The following is a 12,551-nucleotide window of genomic DNA, read 5'->3' on the forward strand; positions in this document are numbered from 1 at the left end:
GGGTGCTGGTGTTGGGGGTCGGGGCGGGTGCGCACGGTGCACGCGCAATTCTGACGTATCTGGACAGCCCTCATCGAACCCCCATCGTGTCGCGGACGGTGCGCCGCGCTCCCGGACAATCGTTGTCCACCACGATCGCCACCGGTGTCGACGCCATCCACTCCATCGCCGCGACGATGTCGCTGCCGGTACAGTTCTCGGCCATCGCCTACCGGGTTGCCACCGACCCCGGCGCGGTCGCCACCCGCGGTACGGCCCGCACGGCGTCGCTCGTCCCGGAAACCGCTGCGCAAGTGCGTTATCTGCGTTTCATCGGGCTGGTACCCAATCACGGCGTCACCGTGTTGTGCGATATCGGAAGCACCGGCACCACGGTCACCGTCATCGATCTCGCGTCCACTCGCACCCTCATGACGCGGCGCACTGCCACGTTCTGCGGCGACGATCTCGATCACTCGGTTCGCAGGCTGCTCTCGTCCAACGGCGTTCGCGTCGGAATCGACGCCAGCCGCTCGATCAAGGAGCAGCTGAGCGTCGACTCCGTCGTCAGCACCACCGATCCATCCGGTGCCACCCGGCATGTGCTGACTCGGCGCGACTTCGACGATCTGATCGCCGGACCGGTGCGGTACGCGGGGATGCTGGTGGAACAGACCATCCAATTGTCCGGTGCCCGACCGCAGTCCATCGTCGTGGTCGGCGGCGGCGCGAACATCACTTCGATAGCGCGGTCCCTCGAGCTACGGACTGGCTTGACCACGCTGGTGCCGTCGATGCCGGAGTTGGTCTCGGCCCGCGGTGCCGCCCTCCTGTCCCCGGACAGGTAGGGCAGCACCGGGAGTGGAGCCCGCCGCTACCGGTGCTGGAAGTTCGGCGTCCGCTTCTCGATGAACGCCGACATGCCTTCCTTCTGATCCTCGGTGGCGAAGGTCGAGTGAAACACGCGGCGCTCGAACAGAACACCCTCGCGCAGAGTGGACTCGAACGATCGGTTCACCGCTTCCTTGGCCATCTGGGCAACCGGTAGCGACATCTCGGCGATGGTGGTCGCGGTCGCGATGGCGTCGTCGAGCAGATCGGCGACCGGCACGATGCGCGAGACCAATCCTGCTCGCTCGGCTTCCTCGACCTTCATGTTGCGACCGGTCAAGCACATCTCCATGGCCTTGGCCTTACCCACCGCTCGCGTCAGGCGTTGCGAACCGCCGATTCCCGGAATGACACCGAGTTTGATCTCGGGTTGTCCGAATACCGCGGTGTCCGAAGCGATCAGGACATCGCACAGCATCGCGAGTTCGCACCCGCCACCGAGTGCGTAACCGGAGACCGCTGCGATCAGCGGCGTTCGAGCCGATGCCAGTCGATCCCACGCGGCGAAGAAATCGTCGAGGTACACGTCCATGTAGGACTTGGGCTGCATCTCCTTGATGTCGGCCCCGGCCGCGAAGGCCCGCTCGGAGCCGGTGATCAGGATTGCACCGATGTCGGAGTCCGCGTCGAGTTCCTCGACCACCGAGACGACTTCACGCATCAATTCGGAGTTCAGCGCGTTCAACGCCTTGGGACGGTTGAGCGTGATGATGCCGACGCGTCCCCGACGCTCGAGCAGAATGGTCTCGTAGTCACTCACAGGCCTGCTCCGTTCGAGCGCTCGCGGATATCGTTGATGATGCCGGAGAAGTCGACATCGGTGCCGCCCCCGGACGTTTCTTTGAATCGAGCGTACAACTCGGCTGCCCGCAGACCGAGGACACCCTCGACACCGTTGTCGCGCAGTGCATTGGCGGCCAAACCCAGGTCCTTGTCCATGAGAGCCGCTGCGAAGCCGGGCTTGTACTCGTTGTTGGCAGGGCTCGTCGGGACCGGTCCTGGCACCGGGCAGTTCGTGGTCAGTGCCCAGCATTGACCGGACGCAGTCGACGCCACGTCGAACAATGCCTGGTTGCTCAACCCCAGTTTCTCCCCCAGCACGAAGGCCTCACTGATGGCGATCATCGACACTCCGAGGATCATGTTGTTGCAGATCTTGGCGGCCTGGCCGTTGCCCGCTGCACCGCAGTGCACCACCTTGCGACCCATGACGTCGAGAACCGCTGCAGCAGAGGCGAAATCCTCCTCGGAACCGCCGACCATGAATGTCAGTGTTCCTGCGGCCGCTCCCCCGACTCCGCCGGAAACCGGCGCGTCGAGACTGCGATGCCCTGCCTCGTGCACCAGCTCGTGCGCGGTGTGCGCATCGGCGACGTCGATGGTCGAGGAATCGATGAACAATGTGCCCGGCGCGGCAGCAGGCAGCAGGTCCGCGTACAACCCCAGTACCAGTTTGCCGTTGGGCAGCATCGTGATGACGACGTCGGCATCGGCGACGGCGGCCACGGCCGATTCCACGACGGTGACGCCGTCCTTCGTGGCCTGCTCCAGCGCCGCTGGAACCAGATCGAAGCCCTGCACCGTGTAGCCGGCCGCAGCCAGATTGGCGGCCATCGGTCCACCCATGTGGCCGAGGCCGATGAAGCCGATCGTCTTCTCGCTCATGACTGCTCACCTTCTGTGTGTGCGTTCGACAGGCCCAGCTCCGCGTCCCCGAGAGGTGCGAAGTACCGGTCGACGTCCTCGGGCGTGACGTCTGCCAACGTACGCGGTTGCCATTGCGGGTTGCGGTCCTTCTCGACCACCTGTGCTCGGATTCCCTCGACGAGGTCGTGGCTGGACAGCGACGCGACCGACACGCGGTATTCCTCGTCGAGTACCGACTCCAGCGTCGGCAGCGTCGCGGCCCGACGCAGCGATCTCAGTGTCACGGCCAGCGACACAGGCGATTTGGACGCGATGTCCTGCGCCGACTTCTGTGCCTCTGGCACTGTGCTGGCGGCCAGGGCGTCCACGATGCCCTGGACGTCGTCGCGGGCGTAGCACTCGTCGATCCATCCCTGCTGACCGACAATCGTGGACTCCGGTGCCGGCTCGCTGAACGTCGCGACGGCCTCTCCGACGCTCACCGTCTCGAGTGCCGAGTAGAAGTCCTCCAGCTTGTCGGACGGGATGTAGTGATCGGCGAAGCCGACCGCGATGGCGTCGGCGGCGTTCATCCGCGCCGTGGTGAGCGCGAAGTGGGTGCCGATCTCGCCCGGTGCACGCGAGAGTAGGTACGTGCCACCCACATCCGGAACGAAACCGATCCCGACCTCGGGCATCGCTATCTTCGATCGTTCGGTGACGATGCGAGTGTTGGCATGTGCCGAGAGTCCGACGCCTCCGCCCATCACGATGCCGTCCATGATGGCCACGAACGGCTTGGGGAACCGAGCGATCGCGGCGTTGAGGATGTACTCCTCGCGCCAGAAGTCCTTGCTACCACTGCCGCCGTCCTTGGCGTCGTGGTAGATGGAGACGATATCGCCGCCGGCACACAGTCCGCGCTCACCTGCTCCGGTCAGCAGGACGACGTCGACAGCGTCGTCGGTTGCCCACTGCGCCAACGCCGGTGCGATCTCGCGCACCATCGCATGATCGAGCGCGTTGATGGCTTTGGGGCGGTTCAGGGTGATCCGACCTATACCGCCCGAGACCTCGAGGATCACGTCGCTCATGCGGCACCCACGATCGACCGAGCGACGACCACCCGCATGATTTCGTTGGTTCCTTCCAGAATCTGATGCACCCGAAGGTCACGAACTATCTTCTCCACGCCGTATTCGCTGAGGTAGCCGTAGCCGCCCAGCAGTTGCAGCGCTCCGTTGGCGACTTCGAACCCGGTGTCGGTTCCGAAACGCTTTGCCATCGCGCACATTTCGACCTTGTCCGGAGAGTCGTTCTGCAGCGCGTCGGCGGCCCGCCACAGCAGCGTGCGGGCGGCTTCGAGTTCGGTCTTGAAATCGGCCAGTCGGAACTGGAGCGCCTGCGCATCGAGCAACCGCGCCCCGAACGCCTTGCGTTCGGCGAGGTAGGCAACGGCCTTGTCGAGAGCGGACTGCGCGCCGCCGATCGAACATGCCGCGATGTTGATGCGCCCGCCGTTGAGTCCGTTCATCGCGATACGGAACCCGTCGCCCTCGTTGCCGAGCAGGTTCTCGGCCGGGATGCGGACTCCTTCGAGAACGACCTGCCGGGTGGGCTGGGCATTCCAGCCCATCTTCTTCTCGTTGGCTCCGAACGAGAGTCCCGCGGAGTCCTTCGGCACGATGAACGCCGAGATGCCGCGCGGCCCCGGTGCACCGGTGCGCGCCATCACGACGTACACCTCGGATGTGCCTGCGCCGGAGATGAATTGCTTGACGCCGTCCAACACGTATTCGTCACCGTCGCGCACAGCTTTGGTGCCGAGCATCGCGGCATCGGATCCCGCGCCCGGCTCGGTGAGGCAGTAGCTCCCCAACTGATCCATCGCGCACAGGCCCGGAAGCCAACGCTGCCGTTGCTCGTCGTTGCCGTAGGTGTCGATCATCCAGGCGACCATGTTGTGAATGGAGATGTACGCCGCGATGGACGGGTCACCGGTGGCCAACTGCTCGAAGATCCGCACCGAATCGACTCTGGTCAGACCCGATCCACCCACATCCTCGCGAATGTAGATGCCGCCCATTCCCAGTCCCGCTGCCTTGCGCAGCACGTCGACCGGAAAGTGTTTCTGCTGATCCCATTCGATGGCATTCGGTGCCAGGAACTCGTCGGCGAATTCGCGAGCGGTGTCGTTGATCGCTCGCTCGTCCTCGTTCAAGGTGAACATCGCCGGATCAGTCCATGTTCGGAATGACGAAGTGATTCTGTGCGACAGCTTCTTTGGTGCCCGACGGCCAGCGCTGGGTGACCGTCTTGGTCTTGGTGTAGAAGCGGATCGAATCGGGTCCGTGCTGGTTCAGATCGCCGAATCCCGAACGCTTCCAACCACCGAACGTGTGGTACGCGATCGGCACCGGAATCGGCACGTTGACGCCGACCATGCCCACCTGGACGCGGGAGCAGAAGTCGCGGGCAGTGTCACCGTCCCGGGTGAAGATGGAGACGCCGTTGCCGTATTCGTGCTCGGTGGGCAAGCGCAGGGCATCTTCGTAGTCCTTGGCACGGACGACGATCAGGACGGGTCCGAAGATCTCTTCCTTGTAGATCCGCATGTCGGTGGTCACCTTGTCGAACAGCGTTGCGCCGGCGAAGAATCCGTTCTCGTGGCCGTCGAGGCTGAAGCCGCGTCCGTCGACGACGAGCTCGGCACCCTCGTCCACACCGATCTGGGTGTAGTCGTTGACCCTCTTCAGCGCATCGCTACCCACGAGCGGGCCGAAGTCCGCGCTCTCGTCGTCACTGCGGCCGATCTTCAGCTTCGCCACTCGCTCGGTCAGTTTGGCGACCAACGCGTCGGCAGTCTCCTCTCCGACCGGTACCGCGACGGAGATCGCCATGCAGCGCTCGCCTGCCGAACCGTAGGCGGCACCGAGCAGTGCGTCGGCGACCTCGTCGAGATCGGCGTCGGGCATCACCAGGGCATGGTTCTTGGCTCCGCCGAAGCACTGCGCGCGCTTGCCGTGCTGGGCTGCCGTCTCGTAGATGTACTGCGCGATGGGGGTCGAACCGACGAAGCCGATCGCCTTGACGCGGTCGTCGGTGAGGAGCACGTCGACGGCATCCTTGCCGCCGTTGACGACGTTGAACACACCCGGCGGAAGTCCTGCCTCGAGGAAGAGTTCGGCGAGCTTGAGCGGGACGGACGGGTCACGCTCGGAGGGCTTGAGGATGAACGCGTTTCCGCAGGCGATGGCCGGGCCTGCTTTCCACAGGGGAATCATCGCGGGGAAGTTGAACGGGGTGATTCCGGCTACGACGCCGAGCGGCTGACGCATCGAATAGACGTCGATTCCGCCGCCTGCACCCTCGGTGTACTCGCCCTTGAGCAGATGCGGGACGCCCACGGCGAACTCGACGACCTCGACGCCACGCTGAATGTCACCCTTGGCGTCGGCGATCGTCTTGCCGTGCTCGGAGGACAGCAGACGGGCGAGCTCTTCGGTGTCGCGCGTGACCAGCGCAAGGAATTTCATCAACACTCGGGCGCGACGCTGCGGGTTCCAGGTTGCCCATTCACGTTGAGCCTGTTCGGCGTCGGCGATAGCGGCCTCGACCTCGGATACGTCGGCCAGGGGAACCCGGGCCTGAACCTCGCCGGTGTTGGGGTCGAAGACGTCCCCGTAGTTTCCGGAGGTGCCTGCGACATGCTTGCCGCCGATGAAGTGCGTGAGTTCGCGAGCCATGGGGTTTGTCCGTCCTCGAGCGTGGAATTGAAGTACGCCCATCCTATAGTCGGATGTCCATGTAAGTCCAGGAGTGGTCACATCCGGTCGTAGAACTGCCTCAGATCGGTGAGGGCGCGACTGACCTCGGCCTCGGTGGAACCGTCGGCGCGAAAGATTCGGCGCAGGATCAACGGATCGAGATCGTCCATCGCAGGAGCGAACGTCACCTGGGGAAGTTCGGGGAACGACGCGCGATCGGCGAACCAGTCGTCGGGGTCGAAGTCGTCGTCCCCGTCACCGACACCCTCGATCAATTGATCGAGATCGACCCCGCGCAGCGTCAGGATGGTGGCGGCGGACGCGTCGATGTGTTCGGCGGCGATGTACATCAGAGCCGCCGCGTGTTTGCAGGGCCACCCGTCGTCGGGGCACGTGCAGTCGAAATCGAGCTGACCCTTGTCGTGCGGCAGCAACACCGACGCCAGTGCCTGCGGAATGGAATTGGAGGCCAGCTCGGCCAGCATGCCGGGGTTCGATCGCACCCTGCCGACCAGCGCGGCAACCTCGCCCTGCGTGAGCGGATCGACGGTGACCGAGGCCGAGAACGGCTCGAGCTGACTGCCCTGCACCTCGCCGTAGATCTGCCCGCGCTCGATACCGAGAGTGAGCACCTGCCCCTGGCGCGCATACGTTCTGCCCCGCGCAATCCGGCCCGGATCCGCGAGGTCTTCCATCGCGGCGACGAAATGCCTGCCCCACCACGTCTGCCCGAATGCACCACGCTTGTTCCTGGACTCGATGCCGCCCTTGGCTTTTCGACGCTTTCCGTACTGCGAGAAGTCGACCATCACTCCCCCACCGCATCCTCGCTGAGGCGGAACAGTTCCTGCAGCTCCGCGGTGTCCATCTCGGTCACCCAGTTCTCGCCGGTGCCCACGGCCAGATTCGCCAGATCCTGTTTGGAGACGAGCATCGAGTCGATCCGTTCCTCGACGGTGCCCACACACAGCAGTTTTCGCACCTCGACGTTCTTGCGCTGCCCGATGCGAAAGGCCCGGTCCGTCGCCTGATTCTCCACCGCCGGGTTCCACCAACGATCCAGATGAACGACATGATTGGCGGCGGTGAGATTCAATCCGGTGCCGCCGGCCTTGAGCGAGAGCATCATGATCGGCGGACCGTTCTCGCTCTGGAACTTCTCCACCATCTCGTCGCGCTTGGACTTGCTCACGCCGCCGTGCAGGAACGGCACCTCGGTCCCGAAGCGTTCGGCGAAGTACGGTGCCACGAGCTCACCGAACTCCCGGAACTGCGTGAACAGCAACGCTTTCTCGTTGTCGCCCAGAATCGAGTCGAGCATGTCCTCCACCAAACCGATCTTGCCCGAGCGATGCTGCCCCCTCTTGAGCACCGGCGAGCCGTCGGACAGGAAATGGGCGGGGTGATTGCACACCTGCTTGAGACGAGTGAGTGCGGACAGCACCGCCCCCTTGCGCTTCATGCCCTTCGCGTCGGCGATCTGCGCCATCATCTCGTCGACGACTGCCTTGTACAGCGCAGCCTGCTCGGCGGTGAGGTTGGCGCGCACGGTCATCTCGTTCTTCTCGGGCAGATCCGAGATGACCGTCGGATCCGTCTTGACGCGACGCAGAATGAACGGCGAGGTGATGGCGCGCAGACGCGACACCGCGCTCTCGTCGTTCTCGCGCTCGATCGGAACCGAGAACCGCTTTCGAAAGTCCGACGGCCTACCGAGCATGCCCGGATTGGCGAAGTCGAGAATGGACCTCAGCTCGTCCAGGCGATTCTCGACCGGTGTTCCGGTGAGCGCCAACTTGTGATCCGCGGGGATCGCGAGCGCCGCCTTGGCCTGCACGGTGCCCGAGTTCTTGATGTGTTGCGCCTCGTCCAGGACGACGCGACGCCACGTCTGCTCCGCCAGCTGCGCGCGGTCCTTGGCCATCAACGCGTACGTGGTGACGATCAGATCGTGCTCGGCGATCGCCCGATCGAGCTCCTCGTCGCGTAGTCGCGTCGGACCGTGGTGCACCAGAACACGCAGTGCCGGAGTGAACTTCGCCGCCTCACGCTGCCAGTTGCCGACCACCGACATCGGCGCCACCAGCAGCGTCGGAGTCGAACTCTTCTCGTGCGCGAGCAGTGTCAACACCTGCAGAGTCTTGCCGAGCCCCATGTCGTCGGCGAGTACCGCCCCGAGACCGAGCCGACTCATGAACGCGAGCCAATCGAGTCCACGCTGCTGATACGGCCGAAGAGTCGCGTTCACACCGGCCGGTACCGGGATCGTCTCGGGCACCGCACCGGGCTCGAGCAACGTGGCTGCCCATCCGGTGGCTCGAATATCCTGGACCGGAGCAGGAGGCGGATCGGCCAGGGTCATCTCGCGCATCAGCGTGCTCAGCGCAGTCCCGTCGCCGTGATGCTCGGCGACGTACTTGGCGGCTCGTGCGAGCTGACCGCCGTCGGCCAGCACCCACTGACCGCGGAGTCGAACGAGATCACCCTTCGAGACGGCGAGTCTGTTCATCTCCGCCTCGGTGAGCACCATGTCGCCGAGTTGGAGCTGCCAGTCGTACGACACCAATTCGTCCATGCCGACCGCCCGATCGGCCGCCGCTTTGGTGACCGCAGGCGAATCGACGCGCAGCCTCATCGACGGATCCAACCTCGTCCAGGCTCGCGGTAGCAGAACCGTCGTTCCGGTGGCCTGCAGTGCCGTCGCTCCGTGTTCGACGAGGTCGATGACCACCGACGTCGGAAGGAGCAGATCGAGGGTGCCTTCCTGCGACGGCAGATCACGCAATCTCGGGTACGCCGCCACGGCCTCGCCGAGCTTGCGCACGGCAATGGAGAGCAGGGTGGCATCGACCTTGCGGCTCATCGGAACCGGACGCGGAGCTTCACCATCCGCTCGCAGACACACCTGCAGCGTCCAGAACGACTCGACTGCTTCCTCGGACGAACTGTCGACGGCCTCATCATCGTCATCGGGTTCGAGCAGGCGTAGCACCAGGGACGGCTCGTCGACGGTGAGGCTTCCGCGCCAGTTCTCGAGCATCGTCGAAATCTGTTGCGTGCCATCTGCATACGGGTCGTCGCGGATCAGAGCCGACAACAGCGGATGCTCCGAGTCGGGTCGACCCAGAACCGATCTGACGATCGGATCGGTGAGTTCCTCCACCATGTCGTCGAGAATCTTCTTCGGCCGTTCGCCCGCACGCTGCACCGAAGGCATCGCGACGGCGAGTTCGCTCAGCCAGGCCCGTTGCCGTTCGCCCCCGACCAGACGCCACCGTGGCCACCACTGCCCGTCCATCAATTTCAGGGCCGGAACGACGCGACCGCCGCGGACCCAGCGTTCGATACCGCGGGCGACGTGCGCCAGGTAGCGCAGATCACCGGAGATCGACGGGTGGTCGGACGGCGTTCGCAACAGCAGATCGGCACCGTCGTGCGGGGCGAGAGCGATGGCCGGAACCTTCACCGGGGCCTGCGCGGTGGCACTCCGTCCGGACGCCGGAAACGAGACTTCGGCACGGTGTCGGAACGTTCGGGTGAGGACGTGCGCGTGGGTCGGCGGCAGATCCGGTTCTTCGCCGGTGGGGATCTTCTCGTCCCACAGCATCAGCCCGGCACCGGGAGACCAGAGACCGTGCAGCATCGGTCCATCCAATCAGCAAGCACCGACACACTCGAGGTGAGGCGCTCCCGAGCGAGTCGCTGAATGAGGCACAGTATGGACATGATCGCGTACGGCTTCAGCGAATACGGCGGACCCGACACCGAATACCTTCTGGACATACCCGTCGCCGAACCGGGATCGGGGCAGATTCTCGTGGCGGTCCACGCCGCCGGGGTCAATCCTGCGGACTGGAAGGTGCGGGCGGGCAATCGCAAGGACACCGTGCAGATCACCTTGCCCGCGGTTCTGGGTCGGGAAGTATCGGGCACCGTCGTGTCGACCGGTGCCGGTGTGGCCGAGTTCTCGGTGGGCGACCACGTGTTCGGAGCCACCGCGTCGGGACACGGAGGCTATGCGCAGTACACCGTGCTCAACGCGTCGAGCACGGCCCACAAGCCGGAGGCCGTCTCGTGGGCGGCCGCGGCCACTCTGCCGGTCGCCGCCGGGACCGCATACGACGCGCTGCACCGGCTCGCCGTCGGCACGGGCGATTCCATCCTGGTGCTCGGCGCGGGTGGCGGCGTGGGTTCGGCCGTTCTGCAACTCGCGCGAGCCGACGGTATCGACGTCCTCGCGGTCGCGAGTGCAGGCAAGCGGGAGTGGATCGAGAGCCTCGGAGCCGAATTCTTCGCCTCTGGACTCGACTTCGTCGATTCGATCTCGCGACCGGTGGACGGCATCGTCGATCTCGTCGGAGGCGAGACGTTGCGCGCTGCCGCGACCGCTGTGACGGCGGGGGTAGCGGTCGTCAGCGTCGCGGACCCGATGCTCGCGGCGCAGTGGGGCGGTTCCGGAGTCGACCGAGACCGCACCACAGCAGCATTCGCGCGACTGGCGGACCTGACCGCATCGGGCGTCCTTCGTCCGCGCATCGACCATGTCTTCCCGCTCGAGCGTGCGGGTGACGCTCTCGCCCTCGTCGAGAACGGACACGTGCTCGGCAAGGTCGTCGTCGAGGTTCGCTGACGCCGGGTGCGGGTGCGCGGATCACTGTCGGTGCCTTCCGGCACACTGCTGTCGCGAGGACCGATAACCGGGTACGAAGATCGATGATGGGGCGTGCGTGAGAAAGCTGTGGGTAGCGGTACTGCTGGTGATCGGTGCGGCAGTGATGGCTGTGTTCGGCTCGTGCGATCGGCCCGTCATCCCCGGTTTCTCCCCCGCCGAACCGGCTCCGGGCAGTCCCACTCGCACTCAGGTCGAGCAGTTGCTCGCCCAGGTTCGCGTGGTCGCCGCCAGGCCCGATGCCCTCGGCTACGAGCGCGGATGCAAGAGCGGCGAAGGATGTGTGTTCGGCCCGGCGTGGACGGACGACTACGACGGGCCGGGTGGTCACGACGGCTGCGGTACCCGCGACAACGTCTTGGCGTTGTCGATGACCGAGGTCGAGTTCCGCGCAGGCACCCGCGACTGCGTCGTGCTGTCGGGTTCGCTCGCTGACCCGTACTCCGGTGAGCCGATGCAGTTCACCAAGTCCGACGCCGGAAAGATTCAGATCGATCACGTCTACCCCCTGTCCGCTGCGTGGGACATGGGCGCGAACACGTGGTTGCCCGACAAGCGCGTTCGGTTCGCCAACGACGTGGCGTTCAATCTGCTCGCGGTCAACGGAGCGGACAATCAGAGCAAGAGCGACAAGACACCCTCGCAATGGTTGCCGCCGAACGCGGCCTACCACTGCTTCTACGCAGGTAAGTACCTGTCGGTCGCTGCCCAGTACGAGCTGCCGATCACCCAGGCCGATCAGAGTGTTCTCGCTTCGGTCGCCTCGACGTGCGCGGCGTAACGTCTCAGCGATGGCAACAGCACACCCGCGCAGCGTCCTCGACCGTGAGACCCAGCTCTGTATGTCCCTGTCGGGCCGACCGAGCAACATCGGAACTCGTTTCCACAACTATCTCTACGACGAGTTGGACCTGAATTTCGTCTACAAGGCGTTCACCACCACCGACATCGCCGCCGCGGTGGGAGGCGTTCGCGCGCTGGGCATTCGAGGCTGCGCTGTCTCCATGCCGTTCAAGGAAGATGTGATCGAACTGGTCGACGTGATGCACGAATCGGCGAGCGCGATCGAATCCGTCAACACGATCGTCAACGAGAACGGCGTCCTTCACGCGTACAACACCGACTACCAGGCCGTCGCGAACCTACTCGCCGCGAGTGGCTTCTCGACCGACTACTCGGTGGCCGTCACCGGCAGCGGCGGCATGGCCAAAGCTGTCGTTGCCGCACTGCGGGATTCGGGTTACACCCGGGGCACCGTCGTCGCTCGCAACGCGAACACCGGCCCGGCCCTCGCCGAGACCTACGGCTACGACTGGTCGGCCGAAGCAGTGGGCGCGGACCTCCTCGTGAACGTGACCCCGGTGGGTATGGCCGGCGGACCGGATGCCGAATCGGCACCGTTCACCGAACAGCAGATCGACGCAGCGAAGGCCGTGTTCGACGTCGTCGCCATGCCGTCGGAGACGCCGCTGATCGTCGCCGCCCGGGCGGCGAACAAGCCCGTGGTCACCGGCGCTCAGGTCATCGCGCTCCAGGCGGCAGAACAGTTCGTTCTCTACACCGGGGTGCGGCCGTCGGACGAACAGATCGCACGCGCATCGGAGTTCTCGCGCAGCTGA

The 12,551-nt window shown here is 65.1% G+C and carries 11 protein-coding genes; 4 read left to right on the forward strand and 7 right to left on the reverse strand.

Annotated features, from left to right (window positions below):
• Positions 1 to 827 (forward strand): hypothetical protein (locus tag CH251_RS25345; RefSeq protein ID WP_256979303.1); only part of this gene is annotated, 827 nt, incomplete at its 5' end.
• Between the two features lie 26 nt (positions 828 to 853).
• Here the strand turns inward: CH251_RS25345 and CH251_RS25350 are convergent.
• The 7 genes from CH251_RS25350 to CH251_RS25380 form a co-directional block, all read right to left on the reverse strand.
• Positions 854 to 1,630, reverse strand: coding sequence for an enoyl-CoA hydratase (locus tag CH251_RS25350; protein ID WP_094615574.1), 777 nt, complete (start codon positions 1,628 to 1,630; stop codon positions 854 to 856).
• A complete protein-coding gene (gene mmsB, locus CH251_RS25355) occupies positions 1,627 to 2,535 on the reverse strand; it encodes a 3-hydroxyisobutyrate dehydrogenase (RefSeq protein WP_094615575.1) in 909 nt (302 codons plus the stop codon). The genes CH251_RS25350 and mmsB overlap by 4 nt, the downstream gene beginning before the upstream one ends.
• Positions 2,532 to 3,590 carry an enoyl-CoA hydratase/isomerase family protein gene (locus CH251_RS25360; RefSeq protein ID WP_094615576.1) on the reverse strand — a complete coding sequence of 353 codons (1,059 nt, stop codon included), beginning with the start codon at positions 3,588 to 3,590 and terminating at the stop codon, positions 2,532 to 2,534. Before CH251_RS25360 ends, mmsB begins: the two co-directional genes overlap by 4 nt.
• Positions 3,587 to 4,726, reverse strand: a complete 1,140-nt coding sequence (locus CH251_RS25365) for an isobutyryl-CoA dehydrogenase (protein ID WP_094615577.1) — start codon at positions 4,724 to 4,726, stop codon at positions 3,587 to 3,589. Before CH251_RS25365 ends, CH251_RS25360 begins: the two co-directional genes overlap by 4 nt.
• Positions 4,727 to 4,733: 7 nt before the next feature.
• Positions 4,734 to 6,242 (reverse strand): CoA-acylating methylmalonate-semialdehyde dehydrogenase, encoded by a 1,509-nt coding sequence (locus CH251_RS25370; protein WP_094615578.1) that lies wholly within the window; start codon positions 6,240 to 6,242, stop codon positions 4,734 to 4,736.
• Positions 6,243 to 6,319: 77 nt separating this feature from the next.
• Positions 6,320 to 7,072 carry an SWIM zinc finger family protein gene (locus CH251_RS25375; protein WP_094615579.1) on the reverse strand — a complete coding sequence of 251 codons (753 nt, stop codon included), beginning with the start codon at positions 7,070 to 7,072 and terminating at the stop codon, positions 6,320 to 6,322.
• Entirely contained in the window at positions 7,072 to 9,906 is a 2,835-nt protein-coding gene (locus CH251_RS25380) for a DEAD/DEAH box helicase (RefSeq protein ID WP_094615580.1), read from the reverse strand. Before CH251_RS25380 ends, CH251_RS25375 begins: the two co-directional genes overlap by 1 nt.
• Positions 9,907 to 9,987: 81 nt before the next feature.
• Here CH251_RS25380 and CH251_RS25385 point away from each other — a divergent pair, with 81 nt between their 5' ends.
• The 3 genes from CH251_RS25385 to CH251_RS25395 all read left to right on the forward strand — a co-directional run bounded on the left by CH251_RS25385 (position 9,988) and on the right by CH251_RS25395 (position 12,551).
• Entirely contained in the window at positions 9,988 to 10,893 is a 906-nt protein-coding gene (locus CH251_RS25385; RefSeq protein ID WP_094615615.1) for an NADP-dependent oxidoreductase, read from the forward strand.
• 97 nt (positions 10,894 to 10,990) lie between these two features.
• Complete coding sequence (locus CH251_RS25390) at positions 10,991 to 11,713, forward strand: HNH endonuclease family protein (protein ID WP_256979304.1); 723 nt, start codon at positions 10,991 to 10,993, stop codon at positions 11,711 to 11,713.
• A gap of 10 nt (positions 11,714 to 11,723) precedes the next feature.
• Positions 11,724 to 12,551: a shikimate 5-dehydrogenase gene (locus CH251_RS25395; protein ID WP_094615581.1), complete on the forward strand. Its 828-nt coding sequence runs from the start codon at positions 11,724 to 11,726 to the stop codon at positions 12,549 to 12,551.

Origin of the sequence: Rhodococcus sp. 06-462-5 (genome assembly GCF_002258315.1) — a bacterium.
In the GTDB taxonomy this organism is placed as follows: domain Bacteria; phylum Actinomycetota; class Actinomycetes; order Mycobacteriales; family Mycobacteriaceae; genus Rhodococcoides.